This is a genomic window from Aestuariibaculum lutulentum (assembly GCF_032926325.1).
GTDB lineage: Bacteria > Bacteroidota > Bacteroidia > Flavobacteriales > Flavobacteriaceae > Aestuariibaculum > Aestuariibaculum lutulentum.
In genome coordinates, this window is record NZ_CP136709.1 from 2,252,867 (window position 1) to 2,279,834 (window position 26,968).

Annotated in this window: 26 protein-coding genes; 16 read left to right on the plus strand and 10 right to left on the minus strand. The window is 33.0% G+C overall.

The window, feature by feature from the left end:
• The first annotated feature begins 173 nt into the window (after positions 1–173).
• From R1X58_RS09530 to R1X58_RS09545, 4 genes are all read left to right on the plus strand, one after another.
• On the plus strand, positions 174–623 hold the full coding sequence (locus R1X58_RS09530; RefSeq protein ID WP_240574683.1) for an Hsp20/alpha crystallin family protein: 450 nt from the start codon (positions 174–176) through the stop codon (positions 621–623).
• Positions 624–945: 322 nt separating this feature from the next.
• Positions 946–1,764: a zinc-dependent peptidase gene (locus R1X58_RS09535; RefSeq protein ID WP_317292970.1), complete on the plus strand. Its 819-nt coding sequence runs from the start codon at positions 946–948 to the stop codon at positions 1,762–1,764.
• Between the two features lie 74 nt (positions 1,765–1,838).
• A complete protein-coding gene (locus R1X58_RS09540) occupies positions 1,839–2,258 on the plus strand; it encodes a CBS domain-containing protein (RefSeq protein ID WP_240574685.1) in 420 nt (139 codons plus the stop codon).
• 60 nt (positions 2,259–2,318) lie between these two features.
• The gene (locus tag R1X58_RS09545) at positions 2,319–2,735 is read left to right on the plus strand and encodes a CBS domain-containing protein (RefSeq protein ID WP_240574686.1); all 417 of its coding nucleotides are present in this window, start codon (positions 2,319–2,321) and stop codon (positions 2,733–2,735) included.
• Here the strand turns inward: R1X58_RS09545 and rpe are convergent.
• The 3 genes from rpe to R1X58_RS09560 form a co-directional block, all read right to left on the minus strand.
• Positions 2,732–3,394, minus strand: a complete 663-nt coding sequence (gene rpe / locus R1X58_RS09550) for a ribulose-phosphate 3-epimerase (protein ID WP_240574687.1) — start codon at positions 3,392–3,394, stop codon at positions 2,732–2,734. The genes R1X58_RS09545 and rpe overlap by 4 nt on opposite strands.
• Before the next feature lie 172 nt (positions 3,395–3,566).
• A complete protein-coding gene (locus tag R1X58_RS09555; protein WP_042497104.1) occupies positions 3,567–4,430 on the minus strand; it encodes a sigma-70 family RNA polymerase sigma factor in 864 nt (287 codons plus the stop codon).
• A gap of 165 nt (positions 4,431–4,595) precedes the next feature.
• Positions 4,596–4,970 carry a hypothetical protein gene (locus R1X58_RS09560; RefSeq protein WP_240574688.1) on the minus strand — a complete coding sequence of 125 codons (375 nt, stop codon included), beginning with the start codon at positions 4,968–4,970 and terminating at the stop codon, positions 4,596–4,598.
• A gap of 174 nt (positions 4,971–5,144) precedes the next feature.
• On the opposite strand from R1X58_RS09560, the gene R1X58_RS09565 reads away from it, so the two are divergent.
• From R1X58_RS09565 to R1X58_RS09615, 11 genes are all read left to right on the plus strand, one after another.
• Positions 5,145–9,236 carry a hybrid sensor histidine kinase/response regulator transcription factor gene (locus R1X58_RS09565; RefSeq protein ID WP_240574689.1) on the plus strand — a complete coding sequence of 1,364 codons (4,092 nt, stop codon included), beginning with the start codon at positions 5,145–5,147 and terminating at the stop codon, positions 9,234–9,236.
• Positions 9,237–9,433: 197 nt separating this feature from the next.
• Positions 9,434–9,589, plus strand: coding sequence for a hypothetical protein (locus tag R1X58_RS09570; protein WP_240574690.1), 156 nt, complete (start codon positions 9,434–9,436; stop codon positions 9,587–9,589).
• Between the two features lie 123 nt (positions 9,590–9,712).
• Positions 9,713–10,891 (plus strand): helix-turn-helix domain-containing protein, encoded by a 1,179-nt coding sequence (locus R1X58_RS09575; protein WP_240574691.1) that lies wholly within the window; start codon positions 9,713–9,715, stop codon positions 10,889–10,891.
• A gap of 124 nt (positions 10,892–11,015) precedes the next feature.
• Positions 11,016–11,708, plus strand: a complete 693-nt coding sequence (locus R1X58_RS09580) for a DUF6134 family protein (RefSeq protein WP_240574692.1) — start codon at positions 11,016–11,018, stop codon at positions 11,706–11,708.
• A complete protein-coding gene (locus R1X58_RS09585; RefSeq protein WP_240574693.1) occupies positions 11,705–12,382 on the plus strand; it encodes a CPBP family intramembrane glutamic endopeptidase in 678 nt (225 codons plus the stop codon). Before R1X58_RS09580 ends, R1X58_RS09585 begins: the two co-directional genes overlap by 4 nt.
• Positions 12,379–13,362, plus strand: coding sequence for an NAD-dependent epimerase/dehydratase family protein (locus R1X58_RS09590; protein WP_240574694.1), 984 nt, complete (start codon positions 12,379–12,381; stop codon positions 13,360–13,362). The genes R1X58_RS09585 and R1X58_RS09590 overlap by 4 nt, the downstream gene beginning before the upstream one ends.
• On the plus strand, positions 13,359–14,150 hold the full coding sequence (locus R1X58_RS09595; RefSeq protein ID WP_240574695.1) for an SDR family NAD(P)-dependent oxidoreductase: 792 nt from the start codon (positions 13,359–13,361) through the stop codon (positions 14,148–14,150). The genes R1X58_RS09590 and R1X58_RS09595 overlap by 4 nt, the downstream gene beginning before the upstream one ends.
• Positions 14,151–14,226: 76 nt before the next feature.
• Entirely contained in the window at positions 14,227–15,228 is a 1,002-nt protein-coding gene (locus tag R1X58_RS09600; RefSeq protein ID WP_240574696.1) for an NAD-dependent epimerase/dehydratase family protein, read from the plus strand.
• Between the two features lie 80 nt (positions 15,229–15,308).
• Positions 15,309–15,755, plus strand: coding sequence for a hypothetical protein (locus R1X58_RS09605; protein ID WP_240574697.1), 447 nt, complete (start codon positions 15,309–15,311; stop codon positions 15,753–15,755).
• A 115-nt stretch (positions 15,756–15,870) separates the two neighbouring features.
• A complete protein-coding gene (locus R1X58_RS09610; RefSeq protein ID WP_240574698.1) occupies positions 15,871–16,272 on the plus strand; it encodes a hypothetical protein in 402 nt (133 codons plus the stop codon).
• Positions 16,273–16,362: 90 nt separating this feature from the next.
• Complete coding sequence (locus tag R1X58_RS09615; protein WP_240574699.1) at positions 16,363–16,725, plus strand: hypothetical protein; 363 nt, start codon at positions 16,363–16,365, stop codon at positions 16,723–16,725.
• Positions 16,726–16,804: 79 nt separating this feature from the next.
• Here the strand turns inward: R1X58_RS09615 and R1X58_RS09620 are convergent, their stop codons facing one another.
• From R1X58_RS09620 to tamL, 6 genes are all read right to left on the minus strand, one after another.
• On the minus strand, positions 16,805–19,054 hold the full coding sequence (locus R1X58_RS09620) for a polyribonucleotide nucleotidyltransferase (RefSeq protein ID WP_240574700.1): 2,250 nt from the start codon (positions 19,052–19,054) through the stop codon (positions 16,805–16,807).
• A 165-nt stretch (positions 19,055–19,219) separates the two neighbouring features.
• Entirely contained in the window at positions 19,220–19,489 is a 270-nt protein-coding gene (gene rpsO / locus R1X58_RS09625) for a 30S ribosomal protein S15 (protein WP_240574701.1), read from the minus strand.
• Positions 19,490–19,633: 144 nt separating this feature from the next.
• Positions 19,634–20,158 (minus strand): hypothetical protein, encoded by a 525-nt coding sequence (locus tag R1X58_RS09630; RefSeq protein ID WP_240574702.1) that lies wholly within the window; start codon positions 20,156–20,158, stop codon positions 19,634–19,636.
• 128 nt (positions 20,159–20,286) lie between these two features.
• Positions 20,287–21,144, minus strand: coding sequence for an acetyl-CoA carboxylase, carboxyltransferase subunit beta (gene accD, locus R1X58_RS09635; RefSeq protein WP_240574703.1), 858 nt, complete (start codon positions 21,142–21,144; stop codon positions 20,287–20,289).
• Positions 21,145–21,431: 287 nt separating this feature from the next.
• Positions 21,432–22,499 (minus strand): class II fructose-bisphosphate aldolase, encoded by a 1,068-nt coding sequence (fbaA, locus tag R1X58_RS09640; protein ID WP_240574704.1) that lies wholly within the window; start codon positions 22,497–22,499, stop codon positions 21,432–21,434.
• Between the two features lie 179 nt (positions 22,500–22,678).
• Entirely contained in the window at positions 22,679–25,234 is a 2,556-nt protein-coding gene (tamL, locus tag R1X58_RS09645) for a translocation and assembly module lipoprotein TamL (RefSeq protein ID WP_240574705.1), read from the minus strand.
• Positions 25,235–25,484: 250 nt separating this feature from the next.
• On the opposite strand from tamL, the gene R1X58_RS09650 reads away from it, so the two are divergent.
• Positions 25,485–26,207: a TrmH family RNA methyltransferase gene (locus R1X58_RS09650; protein ID WP_240574706.1), complete on the plus strand. Its 723-nt coding sequence runs from the start codon at positions 25,485–25,487 to the stop codon at positions 26,205–26,207.
• A 28-nt stretch (positions 26,208–26,235) separates the two neighbouring features.
• Here the strand turns inward: R1X58_RS09650 and porT are convergent, their stop codons facing one another.
• On the minus strand, positions 26,236–26,964 hold the full coding sequence (gene porT / locus R1X58_RS09655) for a type IX secretion/gliding motility protein PorT/SprT (RefSeq protein WP_240574707.1): 729 nt from the start codon (positions 26,962–26,964) through the stop codon (positions 26,236–26,238).
• Positions 26,965–26,968 lie beyond the last annotated feature (4 nt).

The window sequence follows — 26,968 nt, forward strand, 5'->3', positions numbered from 1 at the left end:
GTTAACGATTATCATTTAATCCATTACTGACAAACATCATAAAGGTTAATTTACAACTTCAATTTCTTTTAAATTTATTCGGATAAACGCTCATTAACTGATATTTATCATATTATAAAGAGTTCTTAAATGCTACATTAGAGCAGTAAATTAATAATCAAAAATTAATTGTCATGTCACTAACAAAGTTTAACAACCGAAACAGATTATTTCCTTGGAATAATCTTGACTTAAAGAGTTTTTTAGGCTCTGATGACTTTTTTAATTCAGATTTTTTTGCAGAAGAAGGATTGATGCCCGCAATGAACGTGAAAGAACATCATACCGATTTTGAAATTGAATTTGCTGCCCCAGGATTCAATAAAAAAGATTTTGAAGTGACTATTGAAGACAATGTCTTGTATGTAAGTGGTGAGAAAAAAATGGAGAAAGAGGAGAAAGAAGATAACTATACCCGTCAAGAGTTTAGTTATAATTCTTTTAAACGCTCTTTAAGACTTCCAGAAACTGTAGATGTTAGTAAAGAGATTGAAGCGACTTACAAAAACGGCATTTTAAAATTAAACCTTTTAAAAAAAGAACCTGTTAAAGAGATTCCTAAAAAGGTAGTAGAAATTAATTAACAAATTTATAAGTAGAAAGTCTTTTCAGGCTTTCTACTTAACGCTTTTAAATCAATTGTTGAACTAATCTTTATCTATATGGGAAAGGGCTTTTATAATTAGTTACGCAGTATAATCTATTTGTTATTGAGAGGAAGAGTTATATAGCAAATAGCAATTTTTTTTTTGCCTTACCGTTCGCGGTAAGGCTTTTTTCTAGTTAATTATAGGTTTTTAAGAGTTTGCATAACGACAAGCCGTTTTTTTGATTAAGTTAGCCAATGTAACCCCAAATACATTAAGTTATTTTATGTTGAATCTGGTACTATCAAGGGATGTGGATATGAGTAGTACGATACTACTTGGTATTTTAGTTGTTTTCCTTTTAGGGATTATTTTTAATTATATCTTTAAAATGGTGGAGATGGCTTATGTGATGAAGTACAGAAAACCCATGTATAATCATGTATATCTTTATTTAAAACGTCTGGATAAAAGTCAACGTTTAATTCTTGAGAAACAATTTACTTTTTATAATAAACTACCAAACAAATCTAAACGTTATTTTGAACACCGTGTATTTCGCTTTATCGAGGATAAAGAATTTATAGGTAGATCAGGTGTTGAAATAAACGATGAAATAAAGGTTTTAATTTCAGCCACAGCAGTGATGCTTACTTTCGGTTTTAGAGATTTTTATATCGGTCTGATTTCTAAAATTGTTGTTTATCCGACAAAGTTCTATTCAAAAACCAATGATGCCTATCACAAAGGGGAGTTTAATCCTAAATTGGAAGCTTTAGTAGTGTCTTGGGAAGATTTTAAAGAAGGGTATAAAACAGCAGACGATAATTTAAACCTGGGAATCCATGAGCTAACCCATGCCATACATATTAATAGCATAAAAGAGCGCGATGTGAGCTCTACAATCTTTAGTGATACGTTTAAAGAATTATCAGATTTACTGGTTAATGATGAAGCCCTTCGAGCTCGTTTAATGACCTCGGGTTACTTCAGAAAATATGCTTTCACCAATCAGTTTGAATTTTTAGCAGTAGTCATTGAAAACTTCATAGAAACCCCTAATACTTTCCAGTTAGAATTTCCTGAAATCTATGTGAAGGTTAAACAGATGCTTAACTTCAATATAGTAGGATATTAGAATTATAACATGATTTTTATCATGAAACTTTAACAGGGTCTTTGCTAATTTTATGGTGTAAAACAGTAAAGAAGATGATACGTACTACACCAGTTTCGATGATAATGACAACGCCTGTTATTACATTAAAAGAGAATGATAATTTAGATACTGCCGAGCACCTTTTTAAAACTCATCATATAAGACATATACCCATAGTTTCTGGGTTTTATCTAAGAGGTATGTTAAGTTATAATGATTTGCTGAGATTAAGTTTTGCAGATTTAACAGAAGACCAACAGGATGATGCGGATGTTTTGGTGTACAAAATGTTTAAAGTTAAACAAGTTATGACTAAAAACGTTTTGACGGTCACTTCAACAAGTACTATAAAAGAAGTGGCAGAAATATTTGCCGAACACGAGTTTCATGCCTTGCCGGTTGTAGATAGTAATAGACTGGTAGGTATTGTAACCACAACAGATTTGATAAAGTATTTGCTGAATCATTTTTGATTGTAATACCCAAGCTTAAAACCAACCACTAATAATATATAACCAAAAAACTAATAGACTATGAACGCTTTAATACCTGTGGCAGATATTATGACGAAAAATGTCATAGCTCTGAATAGAACGGACGATTTAGAACGTGCCGAAATGCTTTTTAATAAATACCGTATTAAGCATATTCCTGTAGTGGGAGCAGATGTTGTAATTGGTATGCTAAGTTTTACCGATCTTCAAAAGATAAGTTTAGCTGAAGCTACCGCTGATGAACACGATATCAATACGGTTGTTTATAACAGCTATACCATTGAGCAAGTGATGACAAAAAATGTCATTACCATTACAGCAGATACAACTATTAAAGAAGCAGCTACTATTTTGGCAAATAGTTCATTTCATGCACTTCCCGTTGTTGAGGAAGGCATGTTAATTGGTATTGTTACAACAAGAGATTTGTTGAAGTACTTTGTGAAAAAATATTAAGAGTTAGCGATTTCTCTTAAATCTTTTATCGTTTCAATTGGTGTTTCACTTTTGAATACGTAGCTACCGGCAACTAAAACATCGGCACCGGCATCAACTAATGCTTTGGCATTTTTATTAGTTACACCACCGTCAATTTCAATGATGGTCGAGGCACCTTTACGTTCAATTAATGCTTTAAGCTGTTTTACTTTTTCGTAAGTGTTTTCAATAAAGCTTTGACCTCCAAAACCTGGGTTAACACTCATAATAAGCACTAAGTCAATATCGTTGATAGTATCTTCTAAAAGATTCACATTAGTGTGTGGGTTTAAGGAAACTCCGGCTTTCATACCTTCGGCTTTAATAGCTTGAAGTGTACGGTGTAAGTGAGTACAGGCTTCATAATGTACTGTTAATACATCGCTGCCTAAGTCTGCAAAAGTTTTAATGTATCGGTCAGGATCTACAATCATTAAGTGTACATCCAGAGTTTTTTTAGCATGTCTGCCAATAGCTTCTAAAACAGGCATACCAAAAGAAATGTTAGGAACAAAAACACCATCCATGATATCTATATGAAACCAATCGGCATCACTTTGATTAACCATTTCAATATCGCGTTGAAGGTTAGCAAAATCTGCAGCTAATAACGATGGGGCAATTAATTTAGAATTCATGTTGTGTTGTGTTTTTGTAAATTTTTTGCAAATATAGAAAAGCTTGTAACTAAATAGGTTAAATAATATATAAAAATAAACCCCCGGTAATCAGCCGGGGGTTCTTTCATCAATCAAAAAACGAACAGTTATGTGTAACTGTTGTTACGTTTATTTAGTCGTAAAAAGTTTACTAACCTAAATATGTTTTTAATATTTTACTTCTAGACGTATGTTTTAATCTACGAATAGCTTTTTCTTTAATTTGTCTAACACGCTCACGAGTTAAATCGAAGGTTTCTCCAATTTCTTCAAGCGTCATTGGGTGTTGATTTCCTAAACCAAAATACAGACGAATTACGTCGGCTTCACGAGGCGTTAAAGTTTCCAGAGCACGTTCAATCTCGGTACGAAGCGATTCGTGTAATAATTCTCTATCTGGGTTTGGCGACTCACCACTGTTTAATACGTCGTATAAGTTAGAATCTTCACCTTCAACTAATGGTGCATCCATACTTACGTGACGTCCTGAGTTTTTCATAGACTCTTTAACATCGTTAATAGTCATGTCTAACTCTTTTGCAATTTCTTCGGCACTTGGCGGACGTTCATGGCTTTGCTCTAAGAAAGCGAAGGTTTTATTAATTTTGTTAATAGAACCAATTTTGTTTAAAGGCAAACGTACAATACGTGACTGCTCTGCTAATGCTTGTAAGATAGATTGACGAATCCACCAAACAGCATACGAGATGAATTTAAAACCACGAGTTTCATCGAAACGCTGAGCGGCTTTAATTAACCCCAGGTTACCTTCGTTAATTAAATCGGGAAGGGTTAAACCTTGGTTTTGGTATTGTTTAGCTACCGATACAACGAAACGTAAATTAGCTTTTGTTAATTTCTCTAAAGCTACCTGATCTCCAGCTTTAATACGTTGTGCTAATTCTACTTCTTCGTCGGCTGTAATTAAGTCAACTTTACCAATTTCTTGTAAATACTTATCTAGCGAAGCTGTTTCTCTATTGGTAACCTGCTTCGTAATTTTAAGTTGTCTCATTTAAAAAGTGCTCCTGTAAATAATTATATGAATATTACTTTTGTATATAGTTATACGTAATAAGGCAAAAAAATGTTACAAAAATTATTAAATTCTTTTTTTTGTCCTCTTTTTAAGACACAGGATTTTGGCTGAAGTCACAGGTTTTAAACGGTTTCAGGAGTTTTAAAGTTTAATTAAATTTTCATTATTTAGGTTGATAGAATTTAACATTTCCTGAGTAAATGCATAATGCCCACGCGTAGTAATTAGTCTAAACCTTGAAGATTTCATGGCACTTAGAGTATTTAGAAAAATCCATTTTGATTTTAACAGATTGGGTTTTTCAGATTTTAAGCTAATATCAAAATAATATTTACGCCCCTCTTTTATTGCAACTACATCTGGAGTGATGGAGATGTTGCTGCCAGATTTTGTATAGGATTTTGGGGTTTCGTAACCGTCAATGTCTGCTTTGATATTTTCAAAACCATGGTTTTCTAAATAATTAATGGAATTTTTTAGAATGTCTGAATATTTTGCTTTGTCTTCGTAAATCATAATGCGTAAGATAGTGAATATGAGAGTTAAATTAAAATAATGTAAGAGGTTTAACGAATTTTTAAAAGAGCATCAAGAATAAATATCTTCTAAATTGTAGACAATGGGTATTTTATTTTTTGTTAAATTTAATATTATAAGATGTTCTTAATGAGAATGTTTTAGGTTTAGATTATGACAAAATTATCGGAGATATTGTTATTGAAAAGAGATAAAAAATATATCTGTTTATGGTTATGTCTCATGATGTTTTCCAGAATATTTTTAGCTGCGCAAACCAAGACATATAGAATTAAACACTTTAGTCTAAATGATGGGATGTCTCAGGTTTCTGTTAACGATTTGGCTGTTGATAAACAGGGATTTGTTTGGGTAGGTACTGCCGATGGGTTAAATCGTTTTGACGGAACTATTTTTAAAGAGTATAGAAATCGTGTTGCCGATAGTTTAAGCCTTTCCGGAAATTATATTTCTGGAATGGCATTAGACTTCAAAGGGTTATTATGGGTTGGTACCAAGGGAAACGGGTTATGTGTTTATAGTACTTTGAATGATAGGTTTGACAGAATTGATTTGCATGGAACGCTTTCTAAAGAAATAATAACAGATATAAGTCCGGAAGCAGGGGGGAATATTTTAGTGGCCACCAGAAATCATGGGATTTATAATGTAAACCCGTTTAATAGAGGGGTAGATGGGTATGTTGCTGAACAGGTTTACGATGCGAATGAGGTTACTTGTTTTTATAAAGATGATTATGGTTGGATTTGGATAGGGGATGTAAATGGACAAGTGAAAGGGTTTAAACATCTCAATCAAAATCCTGAAGTTAATATGTCATTAGAGGGGAATATACAGGCGTTTTACAGGGTAGGAAATCAGCTCTTTATAGGAAGTTATGAGGGTTTTTATATATATGACATAGATAAAGAAACTTTTAAAAATGTTGAATTAGAGACTTCAGGCGCCTTTAAAACTATGCATGTTGTTGATTTTTTGGAGGAGGGCAAAAATCAAATATGGGTGGCTACGGGAAGAGGGTTGTATTTATTTAATTCGTTGAACAACCAGGTACTTCATAAAATTGAATATTTAGAAGAGTCCGATAAAGGGTTAACCAATAATACTGTTCAATCTCTACATAGATTATCGGATAAAAAAATATTAGTAGGAACAGCTAGCGGACTTAATATTTTAGATTTTCAAGAGCCCTATTTTAAGAATATATCTAAAAGTAAAAAGGGGAGGCAGGTGTTAAATGACGACGTTATTTTTTCTGTTTATAAGGATTACGATAATTTATGGATAGGAACATCTGATGGTGGTTTAAACTTAATAACTCCTGAAAAGGTTTACCATTATATCGATAATAAAAATACAGCAAATTCTATAGCTGGTTCGGTTGTTAGAGCTATAGTTCACGATATAAGGAATCAGAGAATGTGGTTTGGTACCACTCGAGGGTTGAGTATGATTAATTTAAAAACCTTTAATCCAGACCAGCCTGTATTTAAAAACTTTTATTATGATGCAGGAAATTCTAATTCTATAAATATGAATTTTGTGATGGATTTAGCCTTAGATGACAAAAATAATCTTTGGGGGGCTACTTATGAACAAGGAATTTTTAGATTGGAATACGAGCAGGATGGTACTTTTAATGTGATTCGTTATTATAACGATAGCGATGACGAAAATTCATTGGTAAGTAATGCCACGCAATGTATTCGTGTTGATAAACAAAACCGAATTTGGATAGGAACTCAAAATGGATTGAGTCAATTGTCCTTTCAAAAAGAGCCGTATAGTGCCCCTATTTTTTTAAATTATAAACGAAATGACTCTTTAGAAAATACATTAGCTCATAATGCAATAAATGATATAGTCTTCGATAATTACAATCGGGTTTGGTTAGGCACGCGCAATGGACTTAGCTTGTTGAAAGCCGATAATACTTTTCAATCTTGGAGAAAACAAAAACAATTTCCAAATGATTTAATTTATAGTATTCAAGACGATTTGGAAGGTAATTTATGGTTGGGTACCAATAACGGGATTGTTAAATTCAATACAAAAAATTACCGTTTTTCTCATTATTATGAGGCCGACAATATTCAAGGGAAAGAGTTTGATTCTCATGCAAGATTTAGAGATGTTTCAGGAAATATTTATTTGGGAGGTATCGATGGGCTTAGTTATTTTAACCCCGAAGATTTTGACACGTTAGATGCACCCCAGAAATTATATTTTTCAAATTTAAGGGTGAAAGATAAAACTATTGAAGCCACTGAAGCATCAAACACTATTTTTACTAAAGCCTTAGAAAAGTCCAGTCAATTAACATTCAATTATGACCAGTTTCCATTTTATTTGTCGTTTTCTTCAATAGATTTCCGATTCGATAAAAATATTCAATATGCATACAAGCTTTTACCTCAAGATAAAGCCTGGAACTTTTTAACAAATAATGAAATTCAGTTTTTAAATCTGTCATCTGGAGATTATACTTTACAGGTTAATGGGTTTTCTCGAGGACAGGAGTGGGCCTCAAAGCCTTTAGAAATGCATTTAATTATTAAAGCACCTTGGTGGTCAACTAAAACGGCCTATTTTATTTACTTTTTAATTTTTGTTCTGTCGGGTTACTGGTTTTATAATTTTACGGTATCACGAAAACTAGCACTTTCAGAAAGCAAAAGACTTCAGGAGATCGATAGCCTTAAAAATTCACTTTATACTAATATAACCCATGAGTTTAGAACCCCACTGACCGTGATTTTGGGGTTAATTGATGAGTTAAAATCAGAGACAAATAAGCAGGAATTAAAAGCGTTGTATAAACCTTTGGAAGTTATACAACGTAATGCAGGAAGTCTTTTGAAACTGGTTAATGATATGCTCGATTTAACCAAGCTCGAAAGTGCTCAAATGGAACTTGATCTGGAGCAATCTGATATCGTATCATATCTGAAATATTTGTTTGAGAGTTTTGAGTCCTTGGCAAAAGACGAACAGATTCGTTATGAGTTTCATTCCAGAGAAGAACATTTTTTGATGGATTTTGATAAGGATAAATTAGCCATTATAGTGACTAATTTATTGATGAATGCTATAAAATTCACATCGGCTAATGGGTCGGTAACCATGCAACTGAGTACTTTAAAAAGTACTTTAGGGTGCTATTTTGAAATGCAGGTTATTGATACGGGTATTGGACTATCAAAGGAAGAAATGACGTTAGTATTTGAAAAATTTTATCAAGTAGATTCCTCGATCTCCAGACATTATCAAGGCACTGGGATAGGTTTGGCTTTGGTGAAGGAATTGGTGCTGCTGATGGAAGGCGAGATACAGGTATCTAGTGAGGTGAGTAAAGGTAGCACGTTTTCAATTTTATTACCGGTTAAAAATGAAGCTCAGATTGTTCATAGTAATATTGAAACGTACGAAAATGGAATTCAAAATATAAAGCAAAACGTTGTTAGTTATGAAATTGAGAGTCAACAGGACATTGACCAGCCTATAGCTTTAATCATTGAAGACAATAAAGACATAGTGTATTATTTAAAAATGTGTTTAACTAAAGATTATCTAATACATCATGCGCCTAACGGAAAAGACGGGTTAGATATGGCGTATAAATTAGTGCCCGATGTTATTATATGTGATGTCATGATGCCCATAAAAAACGGGTTTGAAGTTTGTAGGGAATTGAAAAGTAATGCAATAACTGATCATATTCCGATAATTTTACTAACAGCAAAGTCCTTAGAAGAAGATCGGTTAGAGGGGTTAGCCTGTGGGGCAGATGCCTATTTAATTAAACCATTTAATAAGAAGGAATTGCTTGTAAGGTTAAATCGTTTGGTTGAACTGCGCAAACGCATGATTGATAAATTTCGTGGCAGTTACACTGAATTAATATCAAGAGAAACCGAGCCTAAAACCGAATTGAAATTTGTAAATAAAATTATTTCTGTTATTCATGAAAATATAGACGATAGTCATTTTAATTCAGCTCAATTGGCTCAGATTCTACATATGAGTGAATCGCAATTATACAGGAAATTAAAGGCGGTAACCGATAAATCTACAGCCATATTTATACGCAGTGTTCGTTTACAGAAGTCCAAAATGTTAATCCAGACTACCGATAAAACCATTTCAGAAATAGCGTATGCTGTTGGGTTTAATGATCCTTCTTGGTTTAGTCGGGCATTTAAGGAAGAATTTGGGTTTTCTCCAAGTGATCTGGGGAAAAGTTGAATTTGATAAAACTCAAATAACTTCAAGAGTTTGCACAAATAATACATGGTTTTGACCAAATACTGAAAGTCTTTTTTTTATAGATTAAATACCTTTATTGGGCAATAGCTTCGTAGCAGAGGCTAGTTGCACTTCCCTAGCAAAACAAAAAATCAATTAGTAGCCTTTAGAGAACTATTCATGTAAAAATTTAGATTATGAAAACACAATTACATCTTCAGAAAAAAGGCTTCGTAAACTTTATTCAAAATGCCATAGACTTATATGTTCATTATGTAGTTATTCGCGAAACCTACAAGAAACATGTCTTAAAAAAAGAAGTTAAAAATGTCTCAAAGCATGCTGTCAATTAATTTTACAGTTGAGGATAATGCTGTTTTTCTTTCAAATGGTTTGCTTAATTTTTAGTATTTTAGATTAAAGGATTTAAAATATTGAAGATAAGATAATTAATTTGTTAAAGTTAAGAAGTAGGTATGAGTTTAGTTTCCGTTATAAACTTTCTACTCATTGCAGGAGTGCTGCAAGGTTTTGGATTTAACCTTGTAACTTTTGGTGTGAAAAGGAAATTCAATCCAACAGTTTTATATTTAAATTTAATTGTCTTAGCTATTTCATTAAATAATTTACAGGCATGGTTGAGGTATAAGGATTATTTAGGTAGTTTAATAACTTGGGGACTAATTGAGGAGCATTCAGCGATTAGATTTGTTCTTAATAATTTAGAGGTACCCTGGCATATTTTTATTGTTCCTATGTTTTATGCATTTACCGTTCATTATTTTAGGATTGAAGATAAAGTCTATAAATATATAAAACCAACTATAATTCTTTTTGTTGCAGAGATCGTTATAAGATTAGGAATAATAGTATTCGATTTTGATCCTTACATGGAAGAAGATTCCCCTTTAATTACCAAATGGTTTTTTATTGAAAATATAATAAACTTAGGATATTCACTTTTCATGTTTCTCAATGCTTGTTTAATCATTTTTAAAAAGCATTATCTGTTAGATTACATTGTTTCTTATGATGATTTAAACTGGATAAAGTGGTTTGTCCGTTTAGGTGTTTTGAATATAGGATTATGGGGTTTGGCTTTACTGTTTCATATTGCAACAGGGGAAAGAACAGCCTACTTACCTTTAAATTTTTGTACCTCGGTTTTGCTGTATTGGTTGGGGTATCAAGGATTTTATAAATATACCATAGTGAGTGATCGTATTTCATTAAGATCAAAAATTGCGAATGATGATATTTTAACAAAATCAGTTAGCCAAAATGGTAACGAAGAAGGCGATGATTTTTTCAATGAAAAACATCAAGCCGATTTTGCTAAAATAAAGGCTCATATAGTAAAAAGAAAGCTATATCTCGATCCACTCCTAAGTATGGAAGCGGTGGCGTCAGATTTAGGGATGAGCAAAAGCTATTTTTCAAAACTAATCAATTCCTACAGCGACTACAATTTTTCAGATTTTATCAATTCGTTACGTGTAAAACAGGCCAAAAAGTTTTTGTCTAACGATGAATTTAGCGAATATACTATCGTGGCTATTGGTCTGGAATGTGGTTTTAATTCAAAATCTACATTTTATTCGGCGTTTAAAAAATTCACTTCAGTAACACCAACCATTTACAGAAATCAATTCTAAGTTTATCGTGTCCTGAATTATCGTTGGACATCCTATTATCTGCAGTATAGAATTTATCGGATAGCTAATTTCAAGCTTGGTCATAATTTTACCATTAGAAAAAATAATCTAAAAATTATGAGTTATGATACCAGCATTAATTTTATATCTGATAAGAAGAATGAAGTATGGCACAGATACTTCATTAGACCTTAGTAAGTTTAGGGAAATGGTACTTAAAATAAAGTCGATTCTATTCTTTTTTATTATAAGCACATCTTTTGCGTATAATACGATAAATACCGGTGAAACTATTACTTATAAAATCGTTAAAAAAAATACGACTATTGGTTTTATTAAAATAGAAAAGCAAGTAACAAGTAATGTTACAACTTATATTTTGAAAAGTAACGTTGAAGTCAATTTTCTGGTAAATGTAAGTGTTTTATGTGATGAGAAATCTATTTACAAAAATGACATTTTGGTATATTCTTCGGTATACCGAAAAGTTAATGGTAAGGTAAAGGCTAATCATAAGTTGTTGCGTGAATCTGGCAGGTATGCCTTGCTTTATGAAAATAAAAAGAAATTACTGGAACTGGATGAATTAACACAGAATTTAGTAACTCTATATTTTGAAGAGCCCAAAACAATTCGCAAAGTCTATTGTGACAACCTGAAACAGGAAATAGTTATAACACCTCTAAATGAAGGGTGTTATCGAGTAGATTTTGAAAAGGGGAAATACAATGTATTTCATTACAGGAATGGAGAATGCGTTAAAATAGATGCTGTAAGCAAACTGTTTAATGTTACTTTAATACCTGTTTCATCATGAAAACTGAAGTTGTTATATGGATTTTAGTAATAAGCTTCTCAGCATATTTTTTAATTAGTTGGGTTTTTAAAAAGCTTCATTTGAATAATCTTGTAGTTTCTTTACAAGTTGTAAGTGGCTTACGTTTACTGAATTTAAAACACGTCTTAGGAATTATATTTTTTGGTGTTTTGCCTTTTGTGCTAATCCCAGATTCAAGGTTTTTGATCCTTAGCATACAAGAGTTAAATACGCCGACATTAATACTTTTTTTGTTTTTGACGTTTTTATGTGTTTATGTTAGCTGTTTAGGTGTTAAGAATAACGATGAGGTTATAAGTGCTAACGAAACTTGTTTATACCGTCTTTCTGAATCTATAGGTTACTTCACAGTTCGGTTTATATTCTTACTATGTTACGAATTCTTTTTTAGAGGTATTATGTTTTTTTACTTTTTAGAATCGTATGGCTTAACCTTATCTATTGGGTATGTTACTTTTTTTTATGTGCTTATCCATGTGTTTGATTCAAAACGTGAAATGCTAGGCGCCATTCCATTTGGGATTGTTTTGTGTTTGTTTAGCTATTATACTAATAGTGTATGGTATGCATTTGTACTGCATTTAGTGCTATCAGCAGTTTATGAAATTTCTGTTTTCTATCGTTTAACCTTAAAAAATAAATTATTGTCATGAAAGTATTAGTTACAGGTTCAACAGGTTATATAGGTCATCAATTGGCATTGACCTTGGCTAAAGAACACATTACGGTACACGCATTGTGTAGAGATATTCATTCGCCAAAAGTTCCATTACACGAAAAAATAGTTTTATTTGAGGGTGATATTTGTAATAAGACTTCATTAAAAAGAGCTATTAAAGATTGTGATTATGTGTTTCATACAGCGGCATATACCAATTTAAAATGTAAAAGCATCCAAAATTTTTACCGGGCTAACGTTATTGGAACAGAGAATTTACTTGAAGTTTCATTACAACATGGTATTAAAAAGTTCGTGTTTACAAGTAGTTTGTCGGTTTATGGGCCATCGTATAAAGATATACCTATTACAGAAGAACAACCTCGATTGTCATCTTATGCTAATGATTATGAGCTTACTAAAAGTATGGCAGAGGAAAGGGTCGCTGCATATGCAAAGCAAGGTTTGCCTTATGTTATTTTAAATGTCTCCAAGGTGTACGGACCTGGAGTTAAAACGTTTTCTAATGGAGTTAACCGTTTAATAGAGCTCATAGCAAAAAAGAATGTTTTGTTTGTGCCTAATAGAATAGAGGTGACGTCAAATTATGTCTACATCAAAGATGTTGTAAAAGCACATATAGAAGCAATGAAGCGTAATTTAGCTAATGAGAAGTATATAGTAGGCGGCGATAATATAAGTTATAGTAGATTATTTGAAAAGATAAAAACACTCACTAAAAGTCAGACTAAAATAGTAAAGTTTAATTATGGACTGGTTAAGACCTGTTTGGCTGTTAGTAGTTTTTTAGGGAACATCATCGGGAAGTCTGGTTTGTCTCCTCAAGTTTTAGAGGCTTTGTTTGTATGTAGGAATTCATTATCTGATAAAGCCAAAAGGGAATTGAAATATAGAACGACATCCTTAGAAAAAGGATTGATTGAAACCATAAATAGTCTAAAAGTTGAATCATGAAAACATACTCGTTAATAACAGGAGCAAGTCAAGGGTTTGGTAAGGCTATGGCCTTGGAATTTGCAAAAAGAGAAATGAATTTAATATTGGTAGCATTACCAAATTCCGGATTGAAAAAAGTGTCAAATTTTATAGAACAACATCTTCAGGTTCGTGTACATTGTTTAGAATTCGATCTCAGCTTTACCGAAAGTTGTTATGCTGTTGCTCGCTATATTGAAACACATAATCTGCCAGTTAAATATTTAGTGAATAATGCAGGCGTATTAAGTCGTGGCTTATTTTCCGGGTTAGATGAAAATTACATTTTAAAGCAAATCGATGTTAATGTTATGACGCCGACTTTGTTGATTAAATTACTTTTAGCCAACCTTAAAAGAAATGCTCCGTCTGGTATATTAAATATAAGTAGTATGGCAAGTTTTTTTGCCTTGCCAAAGAAACAGGTTTATGGAGGAACCAAGGCATACTTAACATCTTTTTCAAGGAGTTTAGCCAAAGAATTAAAGCCAGATAATGTGTCGGTGACAATCATCTGTCCGGGGGGATTAAATACCACCACAAGGTTGTGTTACCAAAACAGATTGATGGGGTGGGTTACAAGACAGTCTGTATTAAACCCTGAAGATGCGGCAACAATTGCTGTAGAGGCATTGCTTAAAGGAAAAGCAATGGTGGTGCCAGGGTTTATAAATAAATGTCTTATGGTTTTAGATAAGTTATTGCCTGAAATTATTAAAGATAAACTGGCAGAAAGAGAGATAAATAAATTACCGGTCTCGACTTAGATTATTATGAATGTTTTTATTAAGAACTTTTTTAAGGAAGACATGTCGTGCATTTTAACCTGAAAATTATTTAGTAATGTCTAATGGAATTACAGTTTTAGTAACAGGAGCAAGCGGATTATTAGGAACGAATGCAGTTCTTGAATTATTGACTCACGGATATCAGGTGGTTGGTTTGGTAAGATCTAAGAGTAGGTTTAAAGGGGGTGAACATAAAAATTTAAGATTGATAAAAGGAGATCTTTTAAATGAGAAGACCATGGAGCGGGTTATAAAAGGTTGTGATTATGTAGTGCATGCAGCTTCATTAACCAATCCTGAAATTTTAAATTATGGAGAATTTCAGGATGTTAATATACAGGGAACCAAAACGATTGTTCAATTTGCAATAATACATAAGATTAAAAGAATTATTTACATCAGTACTGCAAATGTGTTTGGGTATGGAACCTTAGACGATTTAGGAAATGAGTTAAAAGCTATAAAGAAACCATTCTCAAAATCATTGTATTCAAAAAGTAAGTTAGAAGCTCAGGAGTTTGTTTTATCTAAAGCAAACGATATTGAAGTAGTTGTTCTTAATCCTTCTTTTATAATTGGGGCTTACGATACTAAACCAACTTCGGGTAAATTGGTGTTGCTGGGTTTAAATAAACGGTTTGTTTTTCATCCACCGGGAGGTAAGAGTTTTATTTGTGCACAAGATGTGGCAAAAGGTATTGTAAAAGCAATAACGAACGGGAAAAATGGTGAAGCCTATATTTTATCAAATGAAAATTTAAGCTTTAAAAATTTTTTTAAGCTTTTAAATGAGAAACAATTAACTAAGGCAGTATTGGTTGAAATTCCAAAAGTGGGTCTGCTTTTTATGGGATTTATTGGTGATCTTTTAAGACGACTTCAATTTAAAATTCCTTTTTCTTCTAATAACATGAAAATCCTTTGTGCAAGCAGTTTTTATTCCAATGTTAAGGCAAAAAAAGAACTAGGTCTTACATTTTCTCCAATTGAAAAAGGACTGAAGGAAGCAGTTGTTTGGTTCATCACTAATGAAAATATGAAAAGAAAAATGTCCTAAATTATCTAAATACAACATTTTAGGATATTCAATTTAATATAAATTCGAAATTTGCTTTATCGAAATCTAAATTCAGAATTATGAAAGTATCCTGTATAATTAAGGCGTACCGATTTAGACAACTCCTGTATATATTGCTGTTTAGTTTAAATGCAATATTTATTAGTTGTCGAGTTGATGAAGATTTCAATTTAGAATGTATTGGGAATGTAAAAGCAAGTCTTCCAAGTCATCAGTTTAAAAAAGGTTATATCGACCAGTATTATGATGATAAAATTATAGCATCTGTCGATAATGAACCACACGACGATTATTATGATTATTATTTTACGGTAGAAGGTCGCATACCATCCGGAATAGAAATTGTTTATGATTTTAGAACGGTTTCGTTTCAAGGTATTCCAACACAAACAGGAAGATTTAAGTTTAAGGTGTATTTAGATATCGATCGGCGTTATCCAGAAAGTTTAATCTGTATAGATTATAGTACGAGTCGAGAGTACGACATAGAAATTCTTTCGAATTAGTAACGAATAAAAAGTGTCTAAGTTTTTCTATGTTGTAAAATTCTGGATATTGAATAGGTTGCAAGTTGTTAGTTTTACAAAGCAATTAAAGATATAATGTAAAACCATAATAGTCATGAAAACATTGAAGCAGCTCATATTGATTTTGACACTGACTGTTCATTGTTATGCGCAAAAGGAACAGGTGGTGTTTCCTGAAATCCGGTTAAATCATCTTTTCGCACAACAAGTCAACTTCAATCCTGAAATCATAATTCATAACAACTTTAAGTTTTGTGCTGAGCCCCAATTTGGAGGACTATTTGAAGATTCATTTAAATATGTTGAAGGTATCACCAATTTTAACCAGTTTTATAATTTCTTTGATCTGGGTTTAAATTTGGGACTAAATAAAGAGATTAGGAGAGGTGTGAAATTAAAAGGAATTTGTAACTTAGGGATGCTGAGATTCAGGAGTTATGATGCAACTAAGCCCGAAAACTATCTGGTGAAATTATCATTAAGTTTTGTTTTTTAATTTTTTGAAGGAATTATGAAAAATCCTAATAAATTAAATCTCCCTAAGTCCGTTTTTAAATGGCAATTTTTTCTTTTAGGCTGCTTGTTGATGACTTGCGAAAATCTTGATTTTTCAGATTGTATTATAAAAAAACATGCCGAGCTGCCGGATAAAGAATTAAAGCGAGGACATGCAGAGGTATATTATTATGATGAACTTAAGGCTTCTGTAAATAATGAACCTGATGATGATGCATACCAGTATAGATTTAATGTTAAAGGTCGTCTGCCCGATGGAATAGAAGTCAAAGAAGATGGCAGATTCTTGGTTTTTGAAGGAGTAACATTGGAAACAGGAAACTTTATTTTACAGGTTAGCGTTAGTGCTGTAGCATACGAGACAGATGATGATGTAAGTGTTTGTGGTGTTAAATCTACGAGCAAATCTTATACTCTACTTTTTGAGAATTAGTTTAAATTTTAAAAGGAATGAATAAAAAAATCCCACAAAATACTTTGCGGGATTTTAGTTTTATAGAGTAGATAAAAAATTATTCTTCTTTTCTATCATTTCTTGGTTTTCTGTCATCACGACGGTTATCGCGATTTCTGTTATCTCTATTGTCTCTGCTTCCCCCTTTGTTGTTATTGTCTCTTGGTGGACGCGCTACATAACCTTCAGGTTTTGGTAAAATCGCTTTACGAGAAACTTTTTCTTTACGTGTTTTTGGATCTGTACCAAAGTATTTCACTTCAAATACATCACCCATATTTACAACGTCAGAAACATTTTCAGTACGTTCCCAAGCTAATTCGCTTACGTGTAATAATACTTCGTTTCCTGGTGCTTTTGTATATTCTACAACCGCTCCGAAATCTAACATTTTTACAACTTTTACTTCGTAAACTTCTCCAACTTGAGGTTTAAACATTAAAGAATCAATTTTAGCTAAAACTTTGTCAATACCATTTTGGTCAGTACCTAAAATCTCAACAATACCTTCTTCAGTAACCGGATCTTCGTTAATAACGATAGTTGTTTTGGTTTCTTTTTGTAACTCTTGAATTACTTTTCCTCCAGGTCCAATTAAAGCACCAATAAACTGGTTAGGGATTGTTGTAGTAACCATTTTAGGAGCATGAGCCTTAACACTTTCGTTAGGTGTAGAAATTGTATCAGTTATTTTTCCTAAAATATGTAAACGACCATCACGAGCTTGTTTTAAAGCTTGTACAAGAATTTCATAAGATAATCCTTTTACTTTAATATCCATTTGACAAGCTGTAATACCGTCCTCTGTACCAGTTACTTTAAAGTCCATATCACCTAAGTGATCTTCATCTCCTAAGATATCTGATAATACAGCGTATTTACCAGTTTCAGTATCGGTGATTAATCCCATAGCAATACCTGAAACAGGTTTTACCATTTGTACACCGGCATCCATAAGCGCCATAGTACCAGCACAAACTGTCGCCATAGAAGACGAACCGTTAGATTCTAAAATTTCAGAAACTACACGAACAGTATATGGGCAATCAGCAGGAATCATACCTTTTAAGGCACGTTGTGCTAAGTTACCGTGTCCTACTTCACGACGAGACGTTCCACGAATTGGACGAGCCTCACCAGTTGAGAAAGGAGGGAAGTTGTAATGTAAATAGAAACGCTCTTCAGCTTCCTGAGATGGCATGTCAATCATGTTAGCTTCTTTAGAAGTCCCTAGAGTAACTGTTGCTAATGCCTGAGTTTCCCCACGTGTAAAGATTGAAGAACCATGCGTAGATGGTAAATAATCAACCTCACACCAGATTGGTCTGATATCTGTAGTTTTACGTCCGTCTAAGCGTAAACCTTCATTTAATGTTAAATCTCTAACAGCATTTTTTTCAGCTTTGCTGTAGTATTTAGAAATTAAATCGCCGTATTCTTCTTGTTCTTCTTCAGAGAATGAAGCAACAACTTCTTCTTTAATAGCAGCGAATGCAGCACCTCTTTCGTGTTTAGAAGATCCTGCTTTAGCAACAGCATACACTTTATCGTATGCCATGTCGTGAATCTTTTTAGCTAAATCTTCGTCAGCGCGTTCTGGTTCGTATTCACGAGTTTCTTTTTTACCGAAAGCTTCTGCTAATTTAAGCTGAGCTTCACATTGTACTTTAATAGCTTCGTGAGCGAATTTGATCGCTTCAGTCATTTCCTCTTCAGAGATCTCTTTCATCTCACCTTCAACCATCATAACAGAGTCTGAAGAAGCACCAATAACCATATCGATATCACTTTCTTCTAACTGTGCTAAAGAAGGGTTGATGATTAACTCACCGTTAATGCGACCAACTCTAACTTCAGAAATAGGAGTTTCGAAAGGAATATCACTTAATTGAATAGCAGCAGAAGCAGCTAATCCAGCTAAAGCATCTGGCATAACTTCTGGGTCATGAGACATTAACTGAATCATGATTTGCGTTTCGCTGTGGTAATCTTTTGGGAATAACGGGCGTAACACACGGTCTACTAAACGCATGGTTAAAACCTCTCCGTCACTTGGTCTAGCTTCTCTTTTGAAGAATCCACCTGGGTAACGACCAGCAGCAGCAAATTTTTCGCGGTAGTCTACTGTTAATGGTAAGAAATCTACATCAGCTTGTTGATAGTTAGAAACAACTGTACATAATAACATACAGTTTCCAGATTGTACCACAACGCTACCATGCGCTTGCTTTGCTAATTTTCCGGTTTCGATAGAGATTTCTCTACCATCACCAAGGTTTATAACCTCTTTAAATGTTTTTGGAATCATAAATTTTTTAATTCTAATTAAACAATGGTCGTTGTGTTGTTGTGTGTAGTTGTTGTGTGTTTGACCAATGAAAAACTGTAATTAGCTTCTTATTTTGTGCGGTTTAGACTCTTGCACATGAGTAGTGTATAAACAAAAAAGAGGCTGTAAAAGCCTCTTTTCGAATTATTTTCTTAAACCTAGTTCTTTAACTATAGCACGGTATCTTAAGATATCTTTCTTAGTTAAGTAATCTAGTAAAGCACGACGCTTACCTACTAATTTTACTAATGAACGCTCAGTGTTAAAATCTTTACGATTCTTTTTTAAGTGTTCAGTTAAGTGATTAATTCTGTGCGTAAATAACGCGATTTGTCCTTCAGCAGAACCAGTATCGTTTGTTCCTTTACCGTGTTTTGCGAAGATTTCTTCTTTTACTTCTTTTGATAAATACATGCTAATATTATTGTAAATAATTGTTATGTAAACGAAAGACTATCTTTCGAGCGGCAAATATAGGAATTAAAAATGATTTACAAGCTAATATGTTAAAAAGAAAATGGGCCATTGGCGGTCGATTTTTTGTGAAAGTTTTTTGAATTAGATAACATCAATAGTTATTGTAGCCTTAACATCGATTACTACATTGAACTCTACAGGAGTTGCACTAACTATTCCAGTTAATGTTGCAGTAACGCTTTCTGCTTGTTTTAAATATGCTGCAATTATAGCCCATTGTTCTTTTGTTCCAATAGGGAAGGTTTGATTGTTATCATCTGCTGTTTTTAGAATAATAGCTTCGTTAATGGTTATACTTGTCCCTGCAATGTTAATGGAGACTTCTGTTAACTGAGTATCGACGGCACCAACATAATCTGTAATTTCAAAACTTAGGTTGGTTATTGTTACATTTTGAACGTAATCTAGATTTTGCTGAACTTGTTCGTTGGAAGCTAAATCTACAGAAACTTCTTGAGACCATGTTGTTGATGCGTCTTCAGGGATTGAAATTTCGAGTGTTGTTCCAAAATTGTCACTTACATTAAATTCAGTGAGCTTATCTAGTTCTTCACAACTAAAAAAGGTGAATAATATTGTTGCTAAAACTGGTAATTTAATTTTCATATTACAAGATTTGGGTTGTTGTTGTGAAGGTTAAATATATTGAATATAAATGATTTAGGTGTTTAAAAAAAAGAAAAGCGACTCAATAAGTCGCTTTTCTCTGTATTTTAAACTGAATGATATTTTAATTAAGCTCTTAACGGCTGATTTAAAATTAAATCCAGATATTGATTCACTTTGTTTTTTAATTCTTTTCGAACGGTGATGAAATCTAAAAAACCGTGTTCTAATAAGAATTCAGCAGTTTGGAAACCTTCTGGTAATTCTTTACCAGTTGTATCTCTTACAATTCTAGGTCCGGCGAAACCAATTAAAGCTCCTGGCTCACTAATGTTAATATCTCCCAACATAGCAAAAGAAGCAGTTGTTCCTCCTGTAGTAGGGTCGGTACAAAGTGAGATGTAAGGGATTTGAGCATCGGCTAATTGAGCTAATTTTACCGAAGTTTTAGCTAACTGCATTAATGATAAAGCAGCTTCCATCATACGAGCACCTCCCGATTTAGAGATAACCATTAATGGTATGTTGTTTTTTAAAGAATAATCGGCTGCACGAGCAATTTTTTCACCAACAACACTACCCATAGATCCTCCAATAAAAGCGAAATCCATACAGGCAACTACTAAATCTTTACCTTTTGATTTACCAACACCAACGCGTACGGCATCTTTAAGTTTGGTTTTCTCCTGAGCCGTTTTTAAACGGTCTGGGTACTTTTTAGTGTCTACGAATTTTAAAGGGTCTTTAGACTCTAAATTTTTATCTAATTCTTTAAATTTATTATCATCGAAAAGAATTTCGAAGTATTCTTTACTTCCAATTCTAACGTGGTAACCGTCTTCAGGACTCACGTAAAAATTTTTTTCTAATTCTTCTGCGTCTACAATTTTACCAGTTGGAGATTTGTACCATAATCCTCTAGGGGTGTCTTTTTTCTCTTCGGTAGTAGTGGTTATTCCTTTTGTTGTTCTTTTAAACCAAGACATAATGATTTATGATTTTTTAGATTTTAATCTGAAACATTTCTGTTTGCACTACGGATTATCTATCCTTTTATTTTGCTCTGTTCTAAGCTTTTTTATTTGTCAAATAAACGAAACTTGATAATAAAACAGTGCACAAAATTAAGTCTTTTTTTAGTTTTGAGACAATTCGTATCTCTTTTATTGCTTAAAATCTTATTTTTTAGAGTATAAATACTTGTTTTGTAAATATCTAAGTATAAAAAAAGACCCTACTTAAGTAGAGTCTTTTATGTTTTTTTCGATGTTTATTATAACGTGTTTACGTTGTTTAAATCTTCGAAAGCCTTTTTTAAACGCTCAACAAACGTTTTTTCACCTTCACGTAACCAAACACGTGGATCATAGAATTTTTTGTTTGGAGAATCGTCTCCTTCAGGATTTCCAATTTGCCCTTTTAAATATTCAGCTTTAGCCCCCATATAGTCACGGATTCCTTCCATGAATGCATATTGTAAATCGGTATCGATGTTCATTTTAATTACACCGTAGCTAATACCTTCGCGAATTTCTTCAACTGAAGATCCAGAACCACCGTGGAATACAAAATCGATGTGGTTATGCTCAACTCCATATTTTTCTGAAATATATTCTTGAGAATTTTTTAAGATTTTCGGAGTTAATTTTACGTTACCTGGTTTGTAAACACCGTGAACGTTTCCGAAAGCAGCAGCAATAGTAAACTGTGGACTTACTTTGCTTAATTCTTCGTAAGCGTAAGCAACTTCTTCTGGTTGAGTGTATAATTTAGAGTCATCAACATCAGAGTTGTCAACACCATCTTCTTCACCACCTGTAATACCTAACTCTATTTCTAAAGTCATTCCCATTTTGCTCATACGCTCTAAATAGGTTTTACAGATTTCAATGTTTTCTTCAATTGGCTCTTCTGAAAGGTCAATCATATGTGAGCTGAAAAGCGATTTACCAGTTTCAGCGAAGTGTTTTTCGCTAGCATCTAATAAACCATCAATCCAAGGTAATAACTTTTTAGCACAGTGGTCTGTGTGTAAAATTACAGGAACACCGTAAGCTTCAGCTAAAGTATGTACGTGTTTTGCTCCAGCAATAGCCCCTGCGATAGCCGCTTTTTGTCCGTCGTTATTTAAACCTTTACCTGCGTTAAATTGGGCACCACCATTAGAAAACTGAATGATTACCGGAGCATTTAAGGCAGCTGCAGTTTCTAACACACCGTTTATAGTGTCTGAACCGATGACGTTAACTGCTGGTAAAGCAAATCCTTTTTCTTTGGCAAGTTTGAAAATTGCTTGAACTTCTTGTCCTGTAGCAACTCCTGGTTTAATATTGTGTCCCATTTTATTTAAATTTTGTTTTTTTAGTTTGTAAGAGCCAAAAATAATCAATTTTTATATAAAGCAGGCTTGTTTTTGAGTGGTAAAATGCTAAAAATAAACTAAAACGTTGTAGTTTTTATAAAAGAATACAATTAGTTATTACGAATATGAAATGTTGTGGTTTTGTCTGTTACTGGTAGTTAGAAAGGATAGTTGATACCAATGTTATAAACAGCATTAGAAAAGTTATAGTCGTTAAACCAACGATTCTGATCTTGATATGAAGGATCGTAAGTTTTAAAACCAATATCGAAACGGAACACGAAAAAGCTAAAATCGTAACGTAATCCAAAACCAGAGCCAATAGCGATATCCTTTAACGAACTAAAATCTGAAAAAACGGCATTTTCATCTTCAACATCATCCAATACGTTCCAGATGTTGCCTGCATCAATAAAGAAGGCACCATTAAGATCCTCGAAAATATTGAAGCGTTGTTCAGCTCCTAAAGCAATTTTTAAGTTGGCTTCGTTAAAATCGTTGCTGCTTCTGGAACTTCCAGGGCCTAAACTATAGGCAGTCCAGGCTCGGTTGTCGTTAGCTCCTCCTGCAAAGAAACTCTTGGAGAATGGGATATTCGTTGAGTTACCATATGGTATGGCAATGCCTAAAAAACTGCGCACAGCTAAGATATTCTTTTTACCTAAATCCCAGTGCTTAACATAGTCTAATTCCGTTTTTACGTATTGTGAGTAGGCCACATTAAACAACTCATATCGATTACTTGAGTTTTTTTTAAGCCCTAAAACATCTGCCATTCCTGAAATTAGATTTCCTGCAGTTTCTATTTTAAAACGGAAAATAGAAAAGTCTTCATCAAATAAATTAGTACGTTCATCATTAGTTAAACTAAAACTGGATGCCAGAATTAAGTTGTTTTCTGTTAACCTGTCCTTTCGTTCGTTAATGTTATTTACTTCTTTGTATTCATTCGGATTACTGTTTTGGTAATTATTATCAGATAATACCAAATCAATAAATTCGTCAGATTTCCCGATAATTAAAGATTCCGTTCCATTATCGCTAACATTAATGAAATCTGAAGGCGTGTTGTATGAGTTTAAAGCAATATTTTCAAGGTTGTCGAAAGAACTGGTATAGACGTTAAAATAGTTGTCTACGTTTAAATTTCTAACGTATTGTATATTGAAAACATCAAGACGGTCGGTCACTTTTCTTGATGGCGACCAGTTATAATTAAACACCCCACTAAGTGTTTGTTTATCTAAACCAATGTTAGTCTGACTGGTGGTTGAAAGCGAAATTCGTGTGCTCGGCGACATGTCTTTCGCGATAATTCTGTTGGTGTTAAACGGAAAAAAGAAACGAGGAATGGTTAGTTTTAAATCGGCACCAATTTCGTTAATATCGAAAAACGGATCGCCTACTTTTTGATCTTTTGAAGAACCAATAGACCCGATAGCCGAAATTTCTAAAGTTTCGGCACCCCTAAAAATATTACGCATTAATAAACTAGGGTTTAATGAAAACCCAATGGTTTGAATATTACTTTGAGAAACATCGGCACTAAATCCTAAACTGAATTTTTTAAGTGGTGTTAGCCGAATGGTGTCGGTTAAGGTATGATCGTCGTTTTCTATGTATTCAATATTAGGATACTTAAAGGTTCGTAGTCCATTAATATGTCTATAAGTTAAGGTTCGGTCGTTATCTTTAAAAATACTTCCCGGTTGAATAAAAATAGCATCGGTTAAGGCTTTAGGGCGATAACGCATTTTACCGTAACTGTAAAGTTTAAAACCTTCAAATGTTATTGAATCCTGAAAAGGTTTGTTACGGTCATCAAAAGTATAATCGGTTATAATGTTTACATCTTTTATTTTATAAACATTGAATGGAACTCGAATTAAAGAATCTTGTGTTCGAATGGCTCGATCCTGAATTTGAATATCAACATTCACCTTTTTGTTGGTGCCAATGGTGTCGATTTCAAAAGCTACATAATCCTGATTGAAATAATATAGCCCGGAATTTCTAAGTTCGTTTGAAATTCTTTCGCGTTCCTGTTCGAAATTTGAAGTTTTATATTGCTCGTTCGATTTTATTCGACTGTTTCGCAATATTTTTTTGTGGTAAATAGAATCAACAACCGGTGATTTTATTTTTGTGGTAATGGTATCTAAAATAAATGCAGGGCCAGTTTCTACTTTGTATTCAACATCGGCACGTTTGTTTTCATTTCTATTAATAATGTAACTAGCTTCTACATCGAACCAGCCATTATTAATGTGATAATCTTCTAATCGTTTTACCGATTTTTCTGTTTTGTCTTCATCTACAATCACAGGTGGTTCTCCTGTAGTTTTTAGCCATTTGTTAAAACCTATACGGTTGTCAACGTATCTGTCTAATTGTTTTCTGGATACAAGTTTGGTTTTACGCGCCAGTTTTTTAGGGTCGTTATAGATTTTTTCATCCATGATAGAATCTATATCGGGTCTGGCTAAGTTGTAAATTTGTAATCGCAAAGGAGTTCCTAAAACCGGTACTTTACTATTCGGTTTTTGGTACAATAGATTGTTGATTGTTTCAGTGCTATTTTTTTTGTCGTTAATAATAACCGTGTTATTGGTTAATAAATGTTCATTTTCACCAACTCGTTTTACAGCATCACAAGAAAAAAGATAACTGGCTATTGCTGTTAGTATTGATATTTTTAGGACGTGTTGTTTCAAATGAAATTTATAATTATTGTAGGTTATTGATATTCTTTTACTAACTGAAATAAAAAACACCTTTTATAGGCTCAAAAATACATTATTTCATGAGTTTATTTTTATTTTTTTCAGTGCTTATTTGTTGAGTTTAACTTAAAATATCTAAAATGTGTTTGTCTTAAAAAAGATTTAGATAAATTAAGACTTTCGTCAGAGTATTTTTTTATTTCTTTATACCCTAAAATCACATTTTAAGTCATTTAATTACATGCTTTCTAAAAGTCAAATAAAGTTAATAACCAGTTTGAAGCAAAAAAAATACCGTCAGCAACATGGTTTGTTTGTTGTAGAAGGTGTTAAAACGATAAAAGAACTATTAGCTTCTTCATTAACGCTTTATGCCTTATATACGACTGAAAGCTTCAATATTGATGCCAAACTGGAAACTGTAATTTCTGAAGCCGAATTAAAACGTATTAGTTTCTTAACTACACCAAATACAGCCTTAGCAGTTTTTAAAATGCCAAAACCAAAAGCTATTGATAGTAATAAATTAATAGTGGCTTTAGATAGTGTTCGCGATCCTGGAAATTTAGGAACCATAATTAGGTTATGTGATTGGTTTGGAATTAAAGATCTGGTGTGTAGTAAAGAGACGGTAGATTGTTTTAACCCGAAGGTGATTCAGGCTACTATGGGGTCTATTACCCGCGTAAACATTAACTATGTAAATCTGGAAGAATTTATTAGTTTGGTACCTGTACCGGTGTTTGGTGCGTTTATGGAAGGGGATAATGTATATAGCTCAGACTTACCTAAAAATGGGATTTTAGTTATGGGAAATGAAGCTAACGGTATATCGAAAGAAATTGAAAACCTGGTAACCGATAAGATTTCAATACCAAGATTTGGTGATTTGCAAGCGACCGAAAGTTTAAATGTAGCTACGGCAACCGCTATTTTATTAAGTGAGTTTAAGCGTAGATTTTAGTTTTATAAATCTTAATTTTTCAGAGTTTTTATTGAAATGTGAAGTTGATAAAAACACCTCTGGTTTGCATACTATGAATATTACTCGTCCAAGGGCTATTCGGGTCTTTATCTCTAATTAACTCATCGTTCATAGCAAAAACACCTTTAATAGCCGGCGTGAATTTAAAGTTGTGCAGGTAAAAATCAATACCGAAGCCCAACTCGTAAAACAACATGTTCTTTTTGGTTCTAAACTGTCCGTTACTATTGTCGTTAGGATTGGTTTCGTTAGCCGATAAGTTCAATGCTGTTGAAAACCCTCCGGTGATAAAAGGCTTAAAATTGTTTATGCGTTTGGTTGAAACTTTAAGTAATAAAGGAACATAAATGTAAGTCGATTTAACTTCTCTTATTAAATCAGATCCATTAGGTTCTTCATCTATAAAATACTGTTCACTATAATGTAATTCTCGACTTGAAATTAATAAACCAGGCTCTAAACGCAAATCTAAAAAGTCGTTGACACGTAAGTTTCCAATTAACCCCACATTAAATCCTGGACTGCGTTTTACATAAATATCACGTAAATCTTGATTATAGTCAAAGTTGAAATCTAAATAGTTAAAACCTAAAAAGTATCCCCAACGCAGTAGATTATTGTCGGTAGAACCACGTCCTTGATTGGCATCATAAATAACTTTATCTCTTCTAAAAAGCTGAGCGTTTGCAGCCTGAACTAAGCATAAAAAGAATATTACAACAAGGATGCGTTTCATATAG